This is a genomic window from Psychrobacter sp. CR212, from assembly GCF_059693765.1.
In genome coordinates this window covers 1-19,818 of sequence record NZ_JCATIF010000007.1, presented here as the reverse complement: position 1 = coordinate 19,818, position 19,818 = coordinate 1, and the positions used below count along the sequence as shown (strand labels likewise).

The following is a 19,818-nucleotide window of genomic DNA, read 5'->3' as shown; positions in this document are numbered from 1 at the left end:
TTGAATGACAACATCTTTGATGATAAGAGCGCGCTTTACAGCGTGCTCTTGTATATTATATTGTCAGCATGTTCTATCAGCTCTACATCAGCAAGCTCTGGTGGCAAAACACCTACTTCAAGTAGCTGCTGCTCCATGATTAATCGTCCAGCCTTGATTTCTTTTTGTAATAAGCAATGCAAGCTTGATAAATGAAACTCGCCATTAAGATAGTCACCCAGCTGCCTCAAAGAAATAGGCGACTTGGCATGCACGTCAGGATACAGACTATCCTCTGCCAAAATAATCATTTCATTGAACGTCTCTTCACGCATCAGTTCATCATTGTCTATCTCATCCTGCAACTTATTCGCCAGACGGCCTTTCGCTGCAAGAATACCAACAAAAAATATAGTCTGTAAGATAAATAAAGCAATGTATTGCCACAAAGATAACGATAGATTCAACATATTATTTAGCAGCATCAGCGCCATGGCGACAACCACGTAACCAACCAACTGCCATAATAACCACATGATTAAACTATTTTCGCCATACCAAAAGATTTTCTTCTCTTGATGCTCAATCAATTGCCGCCTCGCCTGCCACCAGCACGCTTCACGTTCTTTTAGCAGCGCATATACGTTAATAGGGTGCACACCTGCATCAGGAATGTCATTATTGATATTTTTAGCGATGAAGTTATTATGATTTAGTGCACTAGGCATATCAAACTGTCCTTAAAATGATCTGTCTCTGGCACTGACAGTCATCTTTTATATTGTTATAAGTTATCAGACGCGAAGCGTTCAATGCGCTTTGTAAGTACGACTGAATGGGCTATGATAAGGTCAGCCGTTCAAGCACAATAAATTCGCATTCACGTTATGAGAAGAAAAAGGCAAAAGAGGTATTACACTGCTCTAATGTAAATTTTCTTTATAACTTTATTATTAATTGTCTATTATAGTTATCACACTTATGAATCACAACTTAAAGCATCTACATCCTTATCCCTTTGCCAAGATGGCAACCTTACTCGCTGACAGTATACCTGCCGACGGTTACAGCGAAATCAAACTGGGTATTGGTGAGCCAAAACATGAGCCACCAGCATTTGTACTGGACGTACTACGCGAAAACTTGGACAAAATAAGTCGTTATCCGACCACCAATGGTATGTTTGAGTTACGTCAGACGATTGCGCACTGGTTAGAGAAGCGTTTTTTTCTTAGCCATGTCGATGCCAACACCCAAGTTTTGCCAGTGATGGGTACTCGCGAGGCCATTTTTAGCTTTGTACAAGCCGTCATAAGTCATGATGCCGCTGATAACGAAAGCACGTCCTCTTCAGCCTCTAATGCTTCGCCTTTGGTCATTATGCCCAATCCGTTCTATCAAATATATGAAGGTGCAGCAATATTGGCACAAGCGATGCCCCATTTTGTTCCCTGTACGTTAGACAATGACTTTAAGGGGGATTATCGCGCGGTGCCAAAAGACGTTTGGGCACGCACGCAGCTTGTATTTGTCTGTAGTCCGAATAATCCAACGGGTTCGGTTATGACTATGGAGGATTGGGAATATCTCATTCGTTTATCAGACCAATACGGTTTTGTTATTGCCAGCGACGAGTGCTATAGCGAGCTGTACTTTGATACTGCTCCGATTGGCTTACTGCAAGCTTGCGCGAATCTGGGTCGCCGTAATTTCAAAAACTGTATCGTATTTCATTCATTATCCAAACGCTCGAACCTACCTGGTTTACGCTCTGGGTTTGTGGCGGGCGATGCCAAGATTTTGCAGTCTTATTTGCAATATCGTACTTACCAAGGCTGTGCGATGCCGATACCGCATCAGCTTGCCTCTATCGCTGCGTGGCAAGATGAAAAGCATGTCGCACACAATCGCGCCCTTTATCAAGAAAAGTTCGCGCTATGGATGTCAGAGCTTGGCGAGTTGCTAGATTTGCGCATGCCAGAAGCTGGATTTTATTTTTGGATAAAAGTACCTGAACCGTTCGATTGCGATGATGAAGTATTTGTCAAAGCATTATACGAGCAGGCCAATATCCATGCATTGGCAGGACGCTACTTGTCACGCGAGGTTGATGGGAATAATCCTGGAAAAGGCTATGTCCGTGTTGCTTTGGTCGCGAGTGTCGAGGAGAGCCGCGAAGCAATCAGTCGTATTCGAAAGTTGCTGGCGGCATAAACAGTCACTCAAAAAGCTTTTATCTTAAGCTAATAAAGCAGCCTCTAATAACCACAATATAAATAGGGTTATTAGAGGCTTTTTGCATGAATAGTGCTATAGTAAAGTCTCTACTGCAAAATATACCATCAAGGATGATGCCATGCCCCATCTTGACTTTACCCAGCCGCCCTTTGACGTACTGAGTCTAGCTGAACGTCAAAGCATCAGAAAAAACACGAAGATCTGTTATCTTGCTAGAAATGAGATCCTACCCGCAGCAGACTTGCAGTATCTATATGTGGTCATCAAAGGACAAATTGAGCAATCACTGAGTGGTGAATTTGTCGCCTCTTATTTGGGCAGCAACCATTCTGATGAGCCAAACAATAATGACTGGTTTGATAGTCGCCGCTTACCTGAGTCACTCATAAAAAATGGTGTGCCAGAAAGTAAAAACACGCCTATACAGCCGTACCAGTTTCGGGCCAGTGAAGAGACATTGCTACTACAAGTCGATGGTGCGACTGTCGATAAAATCAGCGCGCAAAATCATCTGGTACGCCAAATGCTATCAGACAAGCTACCCGAAAGACTAAAGGCATTGCGACAGCGCCGTAGCAACAAAGCCCTAAACCCTGCTGGCTATACCCATCAACAAGAAGTGCAGCAAATCATGCTGCAACCTGTCAGCGACGTCCATTTATTGCCAGTACATATTGTCGATGCCAATAACAGCTTGTACGAAGCTGCGCGTATCATGACCAAGGCTGGGCTAAAGCACGTATTGGTACGACCGCTGAACTATGTAGAAAATATACGAGACACTGAGCAGCCAAAACTGCTGTTAGGCATTCTCACCGATACGGATATTTGCCGTGCTGTGAGTGACAGACAAGATCCCGCTATTACGCTTTGCCAGCGCTATACCAATTTTAACCTACGTACGATCAAGGCCACTGACGAGATTGGCGATGCGTTGCTCACCATGACCCGCTATCGCATTCACAGGCTGCCGGTCATTGATAGCAGTGGTGATGTCGTCGGCGTGCTTGGACAAAGCGATATGCTCGCCCACATTGGTCATCACTCACAGCTTATTAGTATTCAAATCGAGCAAGCAACCGATCTACCAAGCCTAGATACCGCAGTCGAACTCATCGGTCGCTATATTCGTGCGCAGCATCAAAACGGTGTCAAAATCGGTAATATCAGCCGCATGGTACAGACGTTGAATGCGCAAGTATTTACCAAGCTCTGGCAGCTGATCGTACCTGATGAAGTGATAAGCAACACTTGTCTCATCGTCATGGGTTCAGAAGGTCGCGGCGAGCAAATCATGCGTACCGATCAAGACAATGCCCTGTTCATTCGTGATGGCTATACGCATCCGGATTTGGCACAGTTTGCCGATACCTTTAATAATCACTTGGCAACGCTTGGCTATCCGCTGTGTGATGGCAATATTATGATGGCCAATCCTATGTGGCGACAACCACTCAAGCAGTTCAACAAACAGATCGCCTCATGGTTTAGGAACACTGACCCCATGCATGGCATCTACTTGTCTGCCATAATGGATGGCGAATACGTCTGCGGTGATGAAACCCTACTTACACAGGTACGTCAGCATTTAAGAATGGCTCACAGACAAGCCGATCCAATGTTTGTACGTCAGTTTGCCCGTGCAGCATTGCAGTTTGGCGATGTCAATCAGTGGTGGCAAAAGTTTGTGCCTTTGATAGGGGGTAAATCTATATCAGCAGATATTGATCTAAAAAAAGCAGGGATCTTTCCATTGGTTCATGGTATTCGTACGTTGGCATTAGAAAATGATGTGCTCGATGTGCCTAGCAGTAAAGATCGCCTAAAGGCATTGGTGCAGTCTCATGCCCTGACCCAAGAGCGCGCTGATACATTATTGGAAGCCTTGGAGTTTTTTATGGCGCAGCGTTTATCAGTCGCACTGTCAACCGATGACAAACAGGCAAGGCAAGTCGATCCAACGACACTAACCGCACTAGAACGCGACCTGCTCAAAGAATGTCTGGCCGTGGTAAAAAGTTTTAAAAATCAGCTGCGTCAACACTATCAGTTAGAAATAGCATAAATATAGCAATAGAATAAATAAATGGATGATCAACATGAGCTGGTTACAGCAGTTATCTTGCGCTTGGCAAAAGACGCAGCTACAGCGTCCGGAGCTGGCATCAATGTTCACCACACCGTCGGCTGAGCAGTGGGTAGCGATTGACTGTGAAATGACTGGCCTGAACCCCAAAAAGCACCATTTATTATCCGTGGCAGCGATACATATCAATGGCAATACGATCGATACGGGTAATGGCATGCACTTAGTTTGCAGACCGCCTGTAATGCCAGATCGGGATACAATTGTCATTCATGGTCTGCGTACTGCTGATGTAGAGCATGGCATGAGTTATGACGAGATGCTGGCTCTCTTGTTACCTTTTATTGATAACCGACCCATCGTCGGGTTCTGCACACAGCTCGACATGGTATTTTTAAATCCTTTGGTCAAACGCTATATGGGAACGACCCTGCCCAACAAAGTCATCGATGTGCGTCAATTATACAGTCGACGTATGGGCGACCGTACGCAAGGTATTCCCAATCAAACGCAGCATTTGACTAATATTCTGGCGCATTATGATATTCCTGAGCTTGGTGCCCATGATGCTTATAACGATGCAATAATGACGGCGATGGCATTTTTGCATGTACGCTAGCCTTTATTATTGACGATAAAATTGAGCTTCTGAGAGCATATGCGAAAACAGCAACTCATGTTACCATAAGCAGTTTTTGCCACCTGATGAAAGATGCTCATGCGATACCGTTCAAAGCGCGACCATCAGTCGCCCATTACTGCCAAAACTGCCGCAATCTGTAGCCGTGTATTACCCTCTCACTTATCTAATAAACGTCTGCCTACCCTCACGCTATTCGCCGCGATGATCATAGCGCCTGCTTATGCACAGGCGGCTCTACCAGCCCCCATTGAAGCAGCATTGTCACGTGCCAATCTGACAGAGTCTGATATCAGTCTTATCGTAACGCCTGTGGGTGACAAAAATGCCAGTCGACTGCCCGCGTCTGTGCAAGTGATTGATAGCCGTGATACGGATCGCCAATCGACGCGACCCTCTGACTATAACGCTGTGACTGCTAATGAAAACAATAGCAGCCAAAACGTGACAAAGACAGATAACCCAGCGACCAACGTCACCACTCATACTGACTCACAAAGCGCGCTAATCACTATTGAACAGCGTACGATTGAACAGCATGAGCGAAAAATACATACGTATACTGATGATCCTTATACGTATCAGAGTGTAGAGAGCATACCGACGGTTGTACCTGATGAGAACCCTTCCCTTACTAATGATGACAATAGCGCAGTGAGCACGGATAATGCCTCGGTAAAAATCTCCTTTTCACCACTATTGAAACATCAGCCTGATGTACCGCGCACGCCTGCCAGCACCATGAAGTTGGTACCCACTTTTATCGCGCTTGATACATTGGGGGCAGGTTTTGTGTGGCACACGCGAGTTTATCATACGGGTATACAAGTCGGTGATACCTTGATGGGCGACTTGATCATTCAAGGCAGCGGCGACCCTAAGATGACTCATGAGCGATTAAAGCAGCTCCTTTATCAAGTGCAAGCGGCGGGTATTCGCCATATCAATGGCGATATCATCGTTGATAGCAGCATTTTTGAGTCGGTGAGCAAAGATCCTGCCGCCTTTGACAATGCGCCAATGCGTCCTTACAACGCCAGTCCAGATGGGTTTTTGGTGAACTTTAGCACCGTCGGTATCAAGACTCATCCTTTGGACAACGACCACGCAAGCTTGACTTATAAGCCGCGACTGGCTAACTATCAACTCCCTAATAAGATCCGCACTCGCGACGCGGCTTGCGGACAGGTAAGCTACAGCCTATCGCCGCAGTGGCAAGCGGAGCGGCTAGCACTCAATGCCAACCTGCCAAAAAGCTGCGGTGAGCATGTGTTTTATGTGGCGTATCCTGATGCCAAAACGTTTGCCGCACACGTCATTGCTGCAAAATGGCAAGCACTAGGCAATACACTGAGCGGACAAGTGATCTCACAAGAAACCCCTTACGATGCCAAAAATACTTCAAAATCATTACAAGGCCTCAGTGCGATCACCGTGTCACCTCTGCCCTTGGTCAGCTATCCTTCATTGGACTTAACGCAGCAAATTTATGACATCAATCATTTTTCAAACAATGTCATGACAGAGCAAGTTGCCTTATCCATCGGCGCTTATGACACAACTGAGCGCGCCAATATGCCTGCTAAAAACAGCACGCAAAAGGCCGCCAGCTTATACCAGTATCAGCCGATGCATACTGACTATCCTGCAGCGCTAACACACATCAGCCAATGGTGGCAAACCAACCTAAGCACACCGCCGCCTTATTTGACCAATGGCTCGGGACTCTGCCGCGACTGTACCATCACCGCTGCCAATCTAAGCGAGCTATTGACCTATGCTTATAATCATCCAAGATTTGATGCGTATGTAGACTCGTTAGGTATCGCTGGAGTCAGTGGCACCATTGCCGCTCATAGTGAGCGACTACCTGACTCAGCAGCGATTGGCCGAGCGTGGATCAAGACAGGCACACTAAATAACGTCACCTCAATGGCAGGCTATGTCAAAGGATTATCAGGTCAAGACTATGTGGTTGTCGGACTCATCAATACCGAGCAAGCGCTCAATCCGTACACTGCTCGGCCTGTACTAGATGCAGTACTTGACTGGACCGCTCAGCGCTAATGGTTTTGCTAAAGCGATGCTTAGTAAGCAGTAGTAAAGCAGCAGCAGATATTTTGACGCAAGTGGCATGATTATTTGCACAGCAATTATGACTGCTATGTTTATGAATACATTTTTAAAACTTTTATTTTTACCTTTATAAAGGCAAGCTTATGTCACGCCAGACAACCAATCTCAGTAAGCCTCGCACGCTTGCGTCAAGTCAGCTTAAACTGGCGCAATATATTGGGTTTTTCGCCATTGGTTACATCCTTGCCAGCGCCATATTTATGATGATTCAGACCAAGATTGCGCTTAATTCGCAACTGGTCATGGTCGTCTCTATCATCGTCGGTGCTTATATTGCGGTCAGCAAATTCATCAAACATCAGCAGCGCGCTTTGGCTAAAAATGAAATCAACCGGCTCATGTTTGGCGGTGTTGCGGTGGTTTGGTTATTGACGGTCCTTTATTTTTTAGCCATATGGTTTTGGTTATTTGATGGGGTTAGCCGTGAGGTATTACTCGAGATGGCTATGGCGCGGCCTTTGCCCTTGCTTTCTTCATTGGTGCTGATGCTGGTATTCACCTTGGTCAGTACGCGTATCAGCCTATGGGCCATCAACCATTTCTTGAACCCTGCTCCCAAAACAGTATGAGCATACCAGACCATCTACAACGAGCATAACCGACCACCTACAAGGTAATACAAAGTTTTCTCCTACTCATACGTAAAATCCGTTAGGCTAACTTTGAGAAGTCAAATTTTAGCGGTTATTTGTTTTACTTTATAATAGGAGCAAACATCATGGAAACGGTTTTTTTTGACAACATAGATAAGCTCGGTCGCATTGTTTTAACGACTGTTATGGTCTACGTGTTGATTGTGTTGGTGACCAAAGCCTCTGGTAAACGCTCGACGTCACAGCTCAATAACTTTGACTGGATCGTGACCGTCATGATTGGCTCATTGGGTGCCAGTACCATTTTGCTCAAAAATATCCCTTTCATCGAAGGGGCTTCGTCGATATTGGTACTCTATCTCTTACAGTTTTTGATAACCAAATACGCCTCTATCTCACCGCAATTTAGCAGTGTTATTCTGTCTGATCCACGTATTGTCTTTTATCAAGGGCAGTTTTTGCCAGAAGCGATGCGTGCCGAGCGCCTGACTCGTCAAGAGATCGAATGTGCGATGCGCGCTGAAGGGGTCAATAATTTTGATGATATCGAAGCCATTGTCTTCGAGTCTGATGCCAAACTCAGCGTGATTCCAAAACAACGCCAAGCCGATACGAGTGATGATGAGCAGGATGTAGATCACAGCGTGTCAGAGACCATTACCCCTTTGATGTAGTGATTAGATAATTGAGCACTGATGGCTATCAATACTCAGATTCAGTGCTCGAATGTAAAAATTTTTCAATTTAAAAAATGGTACGTACTATGAAGGTTAGAATTTTGACCGTTGGCAATAAGATGCCTAGCTGGGTGCAAACAGGTTTTGATGAGTATTTTAAGCGTATTCAGCCCATGCTGAGCACAGAGATTATAGAGATTGCCGCTGCAAAACGGGCAAAAAACCCATCAGATGCCAATCTAGCACAGTACCGTGAGCAAGAAGGTCAAGCGATATTGGCCGCTCATAATGCCGCGAGCCGTGAGCAATTATGGGTACTAGACGTCAAAGGTAAGATGATTTCAACGGAAGGATTGGCTGATAAACTCGCTGATGGCATGCAGCAAGGTGATGATATTGCGTTGGTCATCGGCGGTGCAGATGGCGTATCACCAGCAGTGTTAGCAAAAGCCGACGCAAAGTTATCATTATCAGCACTGACATTGCCGCATCCGCTGGTACGCGTTGTACTAATGGAGCAGCTATACCGCGCGATGAGTATCAACAATAACCACCCTTATCATCGCGGTAATTAACCAAACCCCAAGCTTTTTTTGATTTAAAACGTCAATCCCAAAATAGATTGAAAAACTGGCGTACGCCCTAATAGATGGAACATGAAATATCCAAAACGCGCGACATCCAAAGCCTCTCAGACTACGCATCAGCGTGATCATCATCACGACACTGTACAGACACCTATTACCTCTGCTGCGGCATGGGAAAGTGCGTCTGCTATAATGCCCAATGCATCCAAACTACCTGCGTTGTTTATCTCGCACGGGGCACCCACGCTTGCGATTGAGCAATCTGCCACGACCAGTGCATTGGCACGTATCGGGCAAAACTTACCTAAGCCACGTGCTATCGTCATTATGTCGGCGCATTGGCAATCAGCAAAGCTCGAGATTAGCAGTAACCCGCAGCCAAAAACGTGGCATGATTTTTCGGGTTTTGCGCCTGAGCTTTACGATCTTCAGTATCCTGCATCAGGTCAACCAGCGCTGGCTGAGACACTTGCTCAGCAGCTCACCGCACGCGGTATCACATGTAGCGTCAATCCTGTACGTGCCTGTGATCATGGCGTTTGGGCACCGCTCAGACACCTGTACCCAGAGGCAGATGTGCCTATCGTTCAAGTGTCACTGCCGCAGCATTACGATAGCATTGCTTGCTATCAATTGGGCGCGCAGCTCGCGCATCTGCGTGATGAGAAAATTCTTGTTATTGGCTCAGGTAATATCACCCACAACTTGCAAGCGCTACGCTGGGAAGCCGATAGCATCGATCAGGCTGCTAAAGGATTTAAGCAGTGGTTGCTCCAGCAGCTCAAGATAGACATACCCACTGCCCTCGACTGGCAACAATATCCAGAGTACAAAGACATTCACCCTAGTGATGAGCATTTGCTGCCATTGTTTTTTGCATTAGGTGCCGGTCAGCGCGTTTCTGTCGTTCATCAGAGTATGGCCCATCATAGTTTGGGCATGGATATTTACCGCTTTGATTAGCTTCTATTTACTATTTCCTACTTATCTAATTAAAGCACACAAACCAAACCTACTTTTCAAAGGCAGGTTTGGTAAATAAACCCGCACGCTCCATCTCACCAGCCAGACTAAATAGCGTCGCCTCATCATTCATACGCCCAATCAGCTGCATGCCAATTGGTAAGCCTTTTTTACTCATGCCTACCGGCACCGACATGGCTGGTAATCCTGTGACGTTGCCCAACAATGTGAAGCCCATTTTTCCTAGCACAGGCGCGCTTAGCTTTTCGATCATGCCTGACTTAAAAGCGTATCTACCCATGTCAAACCCTTTATTGAGCACCCCAGCGCTACGCATCATCATCTCATCCATGCGGCTGGGTGGTAGCACGCCGTGCTTGACCGCAGGCGTCGGTACCGTCGGGGACAAAATCATATCGTAGGTTTCTAATAACAGTCCCGTTTGATACTGACTGTTATGCCAACCGTGTTTGGCATGAACCAAGTCCACTGCTGATAGCGAACGTCCGAGTAGCGCCATATTGTAGGTTTGCGGCTCTAGGTTTTTGATATGGGCGGGCCCAAACTCGCGCTCGATATTATCAATCGTAAAAGCGGTATGCGCGCAGACCACGACGATAAAGTCATGCCAAAACTGCTCAATATTGATATTTGGCTCAGCAGGTATCACTTGATGACCCATAGACTCTAATTGCTTAGCGGTTTGCTCCAGTACAGCAAGGACTTCTTTGTCTACTACGGTATTGGCAATCAGTGGCTGCTGCTGTAACGCGATTTTCAATGGCCTTGGCGCGCGCATCGCCGCCTGCAAAAACGTGCCGTCTGGCGGCGCAATGACATAAGGCGCGCCAATCTCCACGCCACTGGTGGCATCGAGCATCGCGGCACTATCACGTACCGAACGCGTAATCACATGATCGGCCACTGCCCCATCCCAGCCTTCACCAAGATTAGGGCCAAGCGGATTGCGGCCACGGCTTGGTTTTAAGCCAAACGTACCGCACCAGGCAGATGGAAACCGTATCGAACCGCCACCATCACCGCCGCCTGCCATCGGTACGATACCGCTCGCCACTGCCGCGGCACTACCACCCGACGAGCCACCAGAGCTATAGCCTTTTTTAAACGGGTTGTGAGTGGCGCCATGGGCTTTTGGCTCAGTGGTGATAATCAAGCCAAACTCTGGCGTATTGGTTTTGCCAAAGGTATTGACGCCTGTCGCTTTCATGCGTTTGACGATTTCGCTGTCTTTTTCTGAGAGGATATTGACGCTGCGGCTGCCCATCGTAATAGGCTCACCTGCAAAACTAAATGATAAATCTTTTAGCAAATACGGCACGCCAGTAAATACGCCAGAAGGCAGTCCTGCCTGCGCCGCGTTGTAAGCGCGCTCATCGAAACGGTGAATAATGGCATTTAGCTTGGGATTGAGTTTATTGGCCTGATAAACGGCGGCGTCTAATAGCTCCTTTGCACTGACCTCACCTGAGTTAACCAGTGCCGCTAAGGCGAGTGCATCGTACTGGGTATATTCTTTAAACATAACCAACCTTCCTTGGAGAGTAATTGTAGTAAGATTTTTTAAATATCTATTTCATCAGTAACTGTCAGTTTATTATAAAAAACCATGACTTATGGTTGATAAACAAACTCACTGGTCATTTGAAAATTTTGGTAGCTAGTTCGTTTATAAATGAAATTAATCTTAAATCTCTTTCATAAAAAAACGAGCCACTTTCATGACTCGTTTTTTCATTATTCATTCAATACTAAGCACTACATTAACAGTTCGCGCTTACCACTTTTGCCCATCGAGCTGACCAGTCCAGCATCTTCCATTGAGTCGACAATACGGGCTGCGCGGTTATATCCGATACTGAACTTACGCTGGATACTAGAAGCTGAGACCTTACGCGTTTCCATAATAAAGGCGACGGCGTCATTATATAGATCATCATCTTCACCAGAGGCATTAGCCGTGCTACCACCGCCCGGACTAGATAGCTCAAAATTTCCTGCCATGTTGTCAATATAATCGGGCGCACCGCGCTCACGCCATGCGTCACAGACACGGTTGACCTCTTCATCACTGACATAAGCACCATGCACACGATCTGGTTCAATCTGACCTGGCCCCAAGAACAACATATCACCGTTACCGAGCATGTCCTCAGCACCGCCACTATCCAGAATCGTACGCGAATCGACTTTTGAGTTGACTCGTAATGCTGCACGCACAGGAATGTTGGCTTTAATCAAACCCGTAATGACATCGACTGATGGGCGCTGAGTAGCTAGCATTAAGTGAATACCAGCCGCACGTGATTTTTGTGCCAAGCGCGTGATGAGCTCTTCAGCTTGCTTGCCCACCTGCATAATCATATCGGCAAACTCATCCGCGACAATAACAATCATGGGTAAGGTTTTGAGCTTTGGCGCTTGGCTGATACTTACGCTGTCGTTTGGTCGCCATAACGGATCGAGCATTGGATTGCCTGATTTCTCTGCCGCGATGACTTTTTTATTAAACTCGTTGAGCTTACGAACCTTGAGTAAGCTCATTAGCTGATAGCGGCGCTCCATCTCGGCCACGCACCATGACAAGCTGCTAGCGGCCTCAGTCATGTCAGTGACAACTGGGGTAAGCAGATGCGGAATGTCATTATAGTTGGCAAGCTCCAGCTGCTTTGGATCAATCAAGATGAGTCGCAATTGATTGGGCGTGTACTTGAGTAACATCGACAATAGCATTGAGTTGACCAATACCGATTTACCAGAGCCTGTGGTACCAGCAACCAGCATATGCGGGGCACGCGCCAGATCAGTAATAATGGGGTTACCGCCAATGTCTTTACCCATCGCCATGCTGATTTGTGCTTTAGGGTCTTTGAACATCTCGGTACTAAGTAGCTCGATTAAGCGTACCATTTCACGTTTTTTATTGGGCACTTCGATACCAATATACGGCTTACCAGGGATGACCTCGACCACACGCAAAGAGGCCATCGATAATGAGCGCGCCAAGTCACGTGAAATACCAGTAACTTTGCTGGCTTTGACACCAGCCGCCAGCTCCACTTCAAAACGAGTCACCACAGGCCCTGGGATAGCGTTGACGACGTTGGCTTTTACATTGAACTCTTGGAGCTTGATCTCAAGCAGCTCAGATAATTGTTCAAGCTCAGCAATGGTATAGCTAGGCTTACGGTCAGGATCAGGCTTGTCCAATATAGACACTTCTGGAATAGGGGTTAGGCTACTGCGATAGGCAGCCGTCTGCATTGAGCGCGATTTTTTGCTGAATGCTTCGTCATCGCTGATATGCGGCATGACGGGTGAAGCCGTGTCTTCACTGTCATCTTCTGGCATCATATCTGTGATATGGTTGCTACTATCACCTTCTGGTACCGCAAAGCTGACAGAAGGTTTAGCTGGGGCTACAGGCTGCGTATTTGAGGCCGAACTGACCGCTTCCACAGTTGGCGCCGCTTTTGGATTGGCAGGCGGCGTGTTGGTCGGTGTCATATCCGAAATTTCTGATACTGATGCGGCCACTTCTACTGATGGCTGAGCCACTGTGACCTCAGGTACAGGCGATGACTCATCACGTTGTAGTAGTTCGGACTGTGCAGCAGAGAGCCCATAAGAGTCGTCACTTAGAATGCTATTAGTGGCGTCTGACGTAGGCCTTGATAGCTCTTCTTGCGGAATTTGATTAGTGACATTAGTTTCCTCAGCAGTAGCAACTGACGATTTTGCAACAGGTTCTGATATATTGCCATGCTCCGCCAACCATGCTTCTGCCAACTTATCGACATTCTCCGTTATATCATCTGGGTGAGAGTCTTCCGGCTCAGTAATAACCTGATTGACAGCTTGAGCATTCGTTGATTCATCCATTGAGGATTGAGTAGCTAGCTCTTGATTAGATAAATCTGATTGAGTTTCTGTTTCTACCATCGGTGCTGCCACAGAGGTTTGTACTGCTTCTTCTAATGACACGTCAGTGACGACTTCACTCTGTGCATAGTTAGGCACAGTAGAATTATCTATGCTGTTAGTGCTATAAGCCATCTGTTCACGCGCGAGCAGATCATCAACCGTATTTGCATCATTCCATGCAAAGCTTGGCTCGACTTTGCGAGCAGGCGCTACGATAGGGTTTGGTATCGTTGATGTGTTGGTGTCACTGACTGTACTGCCAACCGTAGCATTAGCAGTCGCTGCGACCGCGTATGGTGACTCACTTTTTTCATCGCTAGACGTTGCTGCTGCTTTTGCTGTCGCCATAGATGCTTTCACACTATCAGCCAATCCTGACGTCGACAAAAAATCTGATAATACATTGCTGAATCTGCCACTATTATCTACTGCGTGAGCACTATTCGCATCGTCAGCTGATTGCAACTCAAGTGGCAGCTGCTCATACTCGGCTGTTTGATTGGGATTTCCCTCTTTGATACTGTCACGGTCTTGCGTCACCTCACTTTGCTCATCCAACTCGGCAGCATCTTCTTTATTTTTTAACCCTGAGCCAAGCCAAGATAATGCTGTAATCTTCTGATATATAGCGAGCCAATGGATGTTAAAGGCAAAGGTCGCGGTAATCACAACGAACACCGCCAAGAAAACCACACTGCCCCACTGCGATAGCAACTGTGCCAAACGTTCCTGCAACTCAAGACCGATGATACCACCAGCCACGCCTTCAAGTCCCGTTGATGCAGGATTGGCTACTTGCTGAATTAAGGCAACCAGTTGTGCAAATAATGCACTGGCGCTCAACAGCAAAAACACATAAGCGACCAGTCGCATGAGCCAAAACGTCGGCTTATTGTCCCACCAAATAAGGATAGACTCATAAACCACAAACGCTAAAAACCACCATGCACCATAGCCAAAAAAGCTATAGAGCAAGTCGGACAACCAAGCGCCCGTCTGGCCACCCATATTGTTAATAGTCGTCATATCACTACTGATGTGCGACCAGCTAGGATCATTGCCTGTGTAAGTCATTAAAATAACAAACAAATAAACAGCCAGTATTAACCCAAGGAGGGTAAATATTCCCTTTTTTAAATACTCAATAAGCGGTGCTGATATCACGTAAAATCTGCCTTGTTGTTAATACTAAATGGTCGCCAGTGCATGATTAAGTCTAATCATGCTGACATAAAGTGCTGACATATAAAGGTACCTAGCAAAGTGTTTGGTTGAGATTCACCTCTCAAAAGGCCTGAGCATAGCAGTCATCGCTTAAGCCCTATCACACTTGGCATAACTTCTTATAATAACAAATACATAGGTGCAGTGGCGACACTCTTATAAAGAAAGCGTGCAAGAAAGTAAATCAATGTACGATTTGCGCAAAAAATCTGCGAATAATCCAAAAGTTACTAGGGCGTGTTGAACATTCGACCATGGCACTGACAGCGACTATTTTTTAGGCGATTCGATGTTAAAAATAATAAGTTTAGTCACTCTAAGCGCTTATTTTTAACGATGAAGCGGCAAAAAAGAGTCCTGTCCCTGCGGGCTGATGCTAAAATTGCCCCATACTGCGTTACAATCTCGCTAAGGCATCTGCATTATCGTCGCTTTGTGCCTTGTCTGGAACAATTTTAGCGATCAGCAGTGCCTATTTGCGAATGTTCAACACGCCCTAACAGAATACTGCTAACAATTTTGTATAGACCCTATAAAATACCAGCTGTTTCTAGCACGAGTATTTCAAGGTTATCATGCTTTGATTCTAATGATAGCTGTGTTTGTTTTAGCAAACTTGCACTTTTTGCTATCTACCCTTATGTTATTATCACACAGCAATTAGAAAAACCATATTAGTAGCAACGCTTGACGTTTTTTTATTAGATTTATAACTCATATTTTTCATTCGTATATTTAGAAAGGAACCACTTATGGCAACTGACACTACTGCTTCACGTCACGAAAAGCTCATCATTTTAGGCTCAGGTCCTGCCGGTTATTCGGCTGCGGTCTATGCAGCACGCGCCAACCTCAAACCTGTTATGGTGACGGGTATAGAAGTGGGTGGTCAATTGACGACCACTACTGAGGTTGATAACTGGCCAGGCGATGCGCATGATTTGACCGGTCCTGCATTAATGGAGCGTATGAAGGCACATGCTGAGCGTTTCGGTACAGAATTGGTTTATGATCATATCAATGATGTTAACTTGAATGTACGTCCTTTTGAGCTGTCAGGTAACAATGGCACCTATACTTGTGATGCCCTGATTATCTCAACAGGTGCCTCTGCCCAGTACCTAGGTCTAGAATCAGAAACCAAATTTAAAGGGCTTGGCGTATCCGCTTGTGCCACTTGTGACGGTTTCTTTTATAAAGATCAAAAAGTCGCCGTGATTGGCGGTGGTAATACAGCCGTTGAAGAAGCCTTATACCTCTCTAACATTGCTTCTGAAGTCACTTTAGTGCATCGCCGTGATAGCTTACGATCTGAAAAAATCCTACAAGACAAGCTGTTTGAAAAAGCCAAAAACGGTAATGTTAAAATCGAATGGAACCATCAAGTCAAAGAAGTTGTCGGTGATGACATGGGCGTCAATGGTGTCGTTATCGAATCAATGATTGATGGCAGCACCAAACAATTAGATACAATGGGTATGTTTGTCGCCATCGGTCATAAGCCTAATACCGACCTATTCAAAGGTCAATTGGATATGAAAGATGGCTATCTGGTCGTCAATAGTGGCTTGAATGGTAATGCCACGCAGACCAGTATCGAAGGGGTGTTTGCCGCAGGTGACGTGGCTGATCATGTCTATCGTCAAGCCATTACCTCTGCTGGTACTGGCTGTATGGCAGCGCTGGATGCTGAGAAATATTTGGATGCTATCGGTGAGGCAACGGCGAAAGACCATACCTATGCGTCAACGCTGACTGCTGATCAAGAAGACTAAATGAATAACTTTGCGCAACATGGCGATCATGATCAATACATCACGCCTGAGACTTTACAAAGTCTTGGGCGTTATGACTTTCCTGATCCTATCTCTATCGATCCTGAGGGCATTGGTATTGTCGCAATGGGTGGCGATCTTGCACCCGATACATTAATATCTGCTTATGCACAAGGACTGTTTCCATGGTTCAATGAAGATGAGCCTATCGCTTGGTGGTGTCCTGAGCCGCGTTGTGTGATCGTCCCATCTGATTATCAACCGAGTAAATCTTTACGAAAACAGGCGAAGCGCATGCGCTGGCAATTGACAATTGATAAGGTATTTGATGATGTCATACATGCCTGTAGTCTGCCGCGTAGCGATGGTCTTAATAATGACCTGCCCGAAGGCGAACACACTTGGATTCATGAAGAGATGATTGAGGCTTATACCAAACTGCATGCACAGGGCTTTGCCCATAGCATTGAGGTGTGGGACGAGACAGGTCAGCTCATTGGTGGACTGTATGGGCTAAAAATAAATGGCATCTACTTTGGCGAATCCATGTTTCATCGTGCCTCTAATGCGTCAAAACTCGCGTTTTGGGGGTTGATGCGCTTATGTGAGCAAAGCCATGTTGCACTTGTCGACTGCCAGTTACCTAATGATCATCTCATGAGTTTGGGTGCCACTACTCTACCGCGTCCTGACTTTCTTGCTCAATTAGACCGCTTAATAAGCAATCGCTCCATCAATTGGCACAATAATTTTCATCAACCATTGGCCGTATCCCTTCTCGATACAGCAAATCCTTGGCAGCATCAATCATGAAATCTACAAAAGCTAAAGAGTTAAGAGAATTTTATGGCGCTTGATACCTCATTTCTGCTAATCGGAGAGCTGGCAGCAAAAGCCAATACAACCAAAGACACCGTGCGTCACTATGAACAGTTGGGCCTATTAAGGTCACGTAAGCGTCAAGCAGGCTCACGTTTATATACTGAGTTTCATCCCGAGTGCGTCGAACGTATTGAGCTAATCAAAAGCGCGCAAGCCATTGGCTTCACCCTTACTGAAATCAAAAACAGCTTAAACGATTACTATGATGGCCAATTGGATATTGATTTGCAGCTCATGCTGACTCAGCAAAAGCTAGAACAAGTTAAAAAACAGCAAGCCAATATAAGCGTGATGGTAGAGTTATTGAGCGAGCGTATAGATGTTCTTGCACGGATGAAAGCAGACAGCAATTATCAATTAGACACTAATATCTGTAAAAAGAAAATACCATCAAGTTAAATACGATAACGTTGGTTGAGATAAATAATTTATCTTTAAAGAAACCACGCTTATAACTCCTAATGAGAATTTACTCTCTTCACTCACCATAGACATGTTGCATAATGAGTGCATCAACTGCGGACTGATTCGGTGACTTATAATAGCCTTTGCGTCTATGAATGACTGCAAATGCTTGCTTTTCATATAACGCTATCGCAGCATGATTGTCTGCTCGTACTTCTAACAACAAATTTTCCACCTGATTACTCTGCAATACTTCATGCAACTTATCAATAATTTGTGAAGCAATGCCTTGTCGTTGATAATCAGGATGCGTGCCAATACGCAAAATCTCTGCTTGCTCAAAAATCACTTGATAGAGGCAGTAGCCAATGACTTTATTATTATCGGCTTTATCTTCTTGTTTATAAACTATGAGCATATGCATACTATCTTGCGCGAGCATCCCAGCCAACGTCTGCTCAGTCCATGCGTCGTGCGGCTGTACGAGCGCTTCGATATTTGCAACGGCTTGAAGCGCTTGTTGCCGCTCTGATGTACTGATTGCTAATTTCTTTATAATAAACACCGCTTCTCCCTTTATTTTTCTTATGCAATAAATGCTATCTTATCGTCATTTTTATAATTACTCAGAAATGACATTATTTATGTCATAAATACCCGCTTTCGCGCCTCATATTTAACACTATCTTAGGTATTTCTTTTAATATTGCCAAAATTTTTGTAGAAAACATAAAAAAACTGCTTAGTCCTTATACTTAAGGATTAAGCAGTTCAACAGTATTTGAGCTTTAGCATTCAAGTATTTATCGACGCCTGATGATACCAGTCAAACGTCAACACACTTAAGAATTGTGATTAAGCATTACTTTTCAGATATTCTAACATGGTATCTGCATCTGATACTTCAAATGGATCTGTTGGACAGTTATCATCAAAACCCGCTTCTTTAAACACTTTTTTGATTTCTTTATTATCGACATACATCGAATATCGCCATGAACGCATACCAAAGCCAAGATTGCTCTTATCAACCAGCATGCCCATTTTACGAGTGAACTCACCATTGCCATCAGGAAGCAAGAAAACGTTTTCACGGTTTTGCTTCAGGCCCCATTGGTACATGACAAAGGCATCATTGACAGAAACACAAACAACTTCATCAACACCTAGCGCTTTAAACTCATTGTAAAGCTCTTCATAGCGAGGCAAATGACTGGTCGAACACGTTGGCGTAAAGGCACCTGGTAGAGAGAATACCACTACTTTTTTATTGGCAAATAACTCATCTGTGGTTAGATCATACCATTTGAATGGGTTTTCACCACCGATAGATTCATCACGAACACGAGTTTTAAAAGTTACATCAGGTACATGGGTAATCATTATTTACTCCGATTTAAGTTATTGTGTTTTTATTTTTAAAATCCTGCCATTATATAATAAGGGTTATAGCTATCTATAAGCAAATCTTTAATCTACTGTATATGAAGCAGTCCTTGTAATTTATAGCTTTAGAATTTATTTTTTCAAATGAGAGAAAAACCCTAGTATTTAACCCCTTCTCCTCATTCACACCCCAAAAAAAAAGCCACCCTAGATAGGATGGCTTTTTTATGACTAATTCATAATCTCATTACTGAGACTTAAGTCTTAGTTCAATACGTTAGCAACAACACCAGCGCCTACAGTAC

General features: G+C 45.1%; 16 protein-coding genes. 11 read left to right on the top strand and 5 right to left on the bottom strand.

Annotated elements, in window-relative coordinates:
• Window positions 1-35: 35 nt before the first annotated feature.
• A complete protein-coding gene (locus AC58CZ_RS11985; protein WP_212563861.1) occupies window positions 36-707 on the bottom strand; it encodes a hypothetical protein in 672 nt (223 codons plus the stop codon).
• Between the two features lie 253 nt (window positions 708-960).
• Here AC58CZ_RS11985 and dapC point away from each other — a divergent pair, with 253 nt between their 5' ends.
• From dapC to AC58CZ_RS11945, 8 genes are all read left to right on the top strand, one after another.
• The gene (dapC, locus tag AC58CZ_RS11980) at window positions 961-2,193 is read left to right on the top strand and encodes a succinyldiaminopimelate transaminase (protein ID WP_494224664.1); all 1,233 of its coding nucleotides are present in this window, start codon (window positions 961-963) and stop codon (window positions 2,191-2,193) included.
• A gap of 142 nt (window positions 2,194-2,335) precedes the next feature.
• Window positions 2,336-4,282: a DUF294 nucleotidyltransferase-like domain-containing protein gene (locus AC58CZ_RS11975; RefSeq protein WP_494224665.1), complete on the top strand. Its 1,947-nt coding sequence runs from the start codon at window positions 2,336-2,338 to the stop codon at window positions 4,280-4,282.
• Between the two features lie 34 nt (window positions 4,283-4,316).
• Window positions 4,317-4,922 carry a 3'-5' exonuclease gene (locus AC58CZ_RS11970; protein ID WP_494224666.1) on the top strand — a complete coding sequence of 202 codons (606 nt, stop codon included), beginning with the start codon at window positions 4,317-4,319 and terminating at the stop codon, window positions 4,920-4,922.
• Window positions 4,923-5,021: 99 nt separating this feature from the next.
• Window positions 5,022-7,010, top strand: coding sequence for a D-alanyl-D-alanine carboxypeptidase/D-alanyl-D-alanine endopeptidase (gene dacB / locus AC58CZ_RS11965; RefSeq protein WP_494224667.1), 1,989 nt, complete (start codon window positions 5,022-5,024; stop codon window positions 7,008-7,010).
• Between the two features lie 152 nt (window positions 7,011-7,162).
• Complete coding sequence (locus AC58CZ_RS11960) at window positions 7,163-7,648, top strand: ABZJ_00895 family protein (protein ID WP_075106890.1); 486 nt, start codon at window positions 7,163-7,165, stop codon at window positions 7,646-7,648.
• A gap of 149 nt (window positions 7,649-7,797) precedes the next feature.
• Window positions 7,798-8,346 (top strand): DUF421 domain-containing protein, encoded by a 549-nt coding sequence (locus AC58CZ_RS11955; RefSeq protein ID WP_212563867.1) that lies wholly within the window; start codon window positions 7,798-7,800, stop codon window positions 8,344-8,346.
• Between the two features lie 89 nt (window positions 8,347-8,435).
• Window positions 8,436-8,924, top strand: coding sequence for a 23S rRNA (pseudouridine(1915)-N(3))-methyltransferase RlmH (gene rlmH / locus AC58CZ_RS11950; RefSeq protein WP_212563868.1), 489 nt, complete (start codon window positions 8,436-8,438; stop codon window positions 8,922-8,924).
• 204 nt (window positions 8,925-9,128) lie between these two features.
• Complete coding sequence (locus AC58CZ_RS11945; RefSeq protein WP_430284607.1) at window positions 9,129-9,899, top strand: DODA-type extradiol aromatic ring-opening family dioxygenase; 771 nt, start codon at window positions 9,129-9,131, stop codon at window positions 9,897-9,899.
• A 49-nt stretch (window positions 9,900-9,948) separates the two neighbouring features.
• Here the strand turns inward: AC58CZ_RS11945 and AC58CZ_RS11940 are convergent, their stop codons facing one another.
• Both AC58CZ_RS11940 and AC58CZ_RS11935 read right to left on the bottom strand, forming a co-directional pair.
• Complete coding sequence (locus AC58CZ_RS11940) at window positions 9,949-11,442, bottom strand: amidase family protein (protein WP_494224668.1); 1,494 nt, start codon at window positions 11,440-11,442, stop codon at window positions 9,949-9,951.
• A gap of 233 nt (window positions 11,443-11,675) precedes the next feature.
• Entirely contained in the window at window positions 11,676-15,005 is a 3,330-nt protein-coding gene (locus AC58CZ_RS11935; protein WP_494224669.1) for a DNA translocase FtsK 4TM domain-containing protein, read from the bottom strand.
• 812 nt (window positions 15,006-15,817) lie between these two features.
• Here AC58CZ_RS11935 and trxB point away from each other — a divergent pair.
• From trxB to AC58CZ_RS11920, 3 genes are read left to right on the top strand one after another with little or no spacing between them, the layout of a single operon-like run.
• Window positions 15,818-16,840: a thioredoxin-disulfide reductase gene (gene trxB, locus AC58CZ_RS11930; protein ID WP_277077510.1), complete on the top strand. Its 1,023-nt coding sequence runs from the start codon at window positions 15,818-15,820 to the stop codon at window positions 16,838-16,840.
• Complete coding sequence (gene aat / locus AC58CZ_RS11925; RefSeq protein ID WP_494224670.1) at window positions 16,841-17,653, top strand: leucyl/phenylalanyl-tRNA--protein transferase; 813 nt, start codon at window positions 16,841-16,843, stop codon at window positions 17,651-17,653.
• A gap of 33 nt (window positions 17,654-17,686) precedes the next feature.
• The gene (locus tag AC58CZ_RS11920; RefSeq protein ID WP_494224671.1) at window positions 17,687-18,121 is read left to right on the top strand and encodes a MerR family transcriptional regulator; all 435 of its coding nucleotides are present in this window, start codon (window positions 17,687-17,689) and stop codon (window positions 18,119-18,121) included.
• Window positions 18,122-18,200: 79 nt separating this feature from the next.
• On the opposite strand, the gene rimI is transcribed toward AC58CZ_RS11920, so the two are convergent.
• Window positions 18,201-18,692, bottom strand: coding sequence for a ribosomal protein S18-alanine N-acetyltransferase (rimI, locus tag AC58CZ_RS11915; RefSeq protein WP_494224672.1), 492 nt, complete (start codon window positions 18,690-18,692; stop codon window positions 18,201-18,203).
• A gap of 290 nt (window positions 18,693-18,982) precedes the next feature.
• Complete coding sequence (locus tag AC58CZ_RS11910) at window positions 18,983-19,510, bottom strand: redoxin family protein (protein ID WP_494224673.1); 528 nt, start codon at window positions 19,508-19,510, stop codon at window positions 18,983-18,985.
• Between the last annotated feature and the right edge of the window lie 308 nt (window positions 19,511-19,818).

Bases quoted from the DNA above. Each gene is read 5' to 3' on its own strand.
- AC58CZ_RS11960 (WP_075106890.1), top strand. From the start codon at position 7,163: ATGTCACGCCAGACAACCAATCTCAGTAAGCCTCGCACGCTTGCGTCA.
- AC58CZ_RS11955 (WP_212563867.1), top strand. From the start codon at position 7,798: ATGGAAACGGTTTTTTTTGACAACATAGATAAGCTCGGTCGCATTGTT.
- AC58CZ_RS11940 (WP_494224668.1), bottom strand. From the start codon at position 11,442: ATGTTTAAAGAATATACCCAGTACGATGCACTCGCCTTAGCGGCACTG.
- AC58CZ_RS11910 (WP_494224673.1), bottom strand. From the start codon at position 19,510: ATGATTACCCATGTACCTGATGTAACTTTTAAAACTCGTGTTCGTGAT.
- AC58CZ_RS11970 (WP_494224666.1), top strand. From the start codon at position 4,317: ATGAGCTGGTTACAGCAGTTATCTTGCGCTTGGCAAAAGACGCAGCTA.
- trxB (WP_277077510.1), top strand. From the start codon at position 15,818: ATGGCAACTGACACTACTGCTTCACGTCACGAAAAGCTCATCATTTTA.
- dacB (WP_494224667.1), top strand. From the start codon at position 5,022: ATGCGATACCGTTCAAAGCGCGACCATCAGTCGCCCATTACTGCCAAA.
- AC58CZ_RS11985 (WP_212563861.1), bottom strand. From the start codon at position 707: ATGCCTAGTGCACTAAATCATAATAACTTCATCGCTAAAAATATCAAT.
- AC58CZ_RS11975 (WP_494224665.1), top strand. From the start codon at position 2,336: ATGCCCCATCTTGACTTTACCCAGCCGCCCTTTGACGTACTGAGTCTA.
- dapC (WP_494224664.1), top strand. From the start codon at position 961: ATGAATCACAACTTAAAGCATCTACATCCTTATCCCTTTGCCAAGATG.
- rlmH (WP_212563868.1), top strand. From the start codon at position 8,436: ATGAAGGTTAGAATTTTGACCGTTGGCAATAAGATGCCTAGCTGGGTG.
- aat (WP_494224670.1), top strand. From the start codon at position 16,841: ATGAATAACTTTGCGCAACATGGCGATCATGATCAATACATCACGCCT.
- AC58CZ_RS11945 (WP_430284607.1), top strand. From the start codon at position 9,129: ATGCCCAATGCATCCAAACTACCTGCGTTGTTTATCTCGCACGGGGCA.
- AC58CZ_RS11920 (WP_494224671.1), top strand. From the start codon at position 17,687: ATGGCGCTTGATACCTCATTTCTGCTAATCGGAGAGCTGGCAGCAAAA.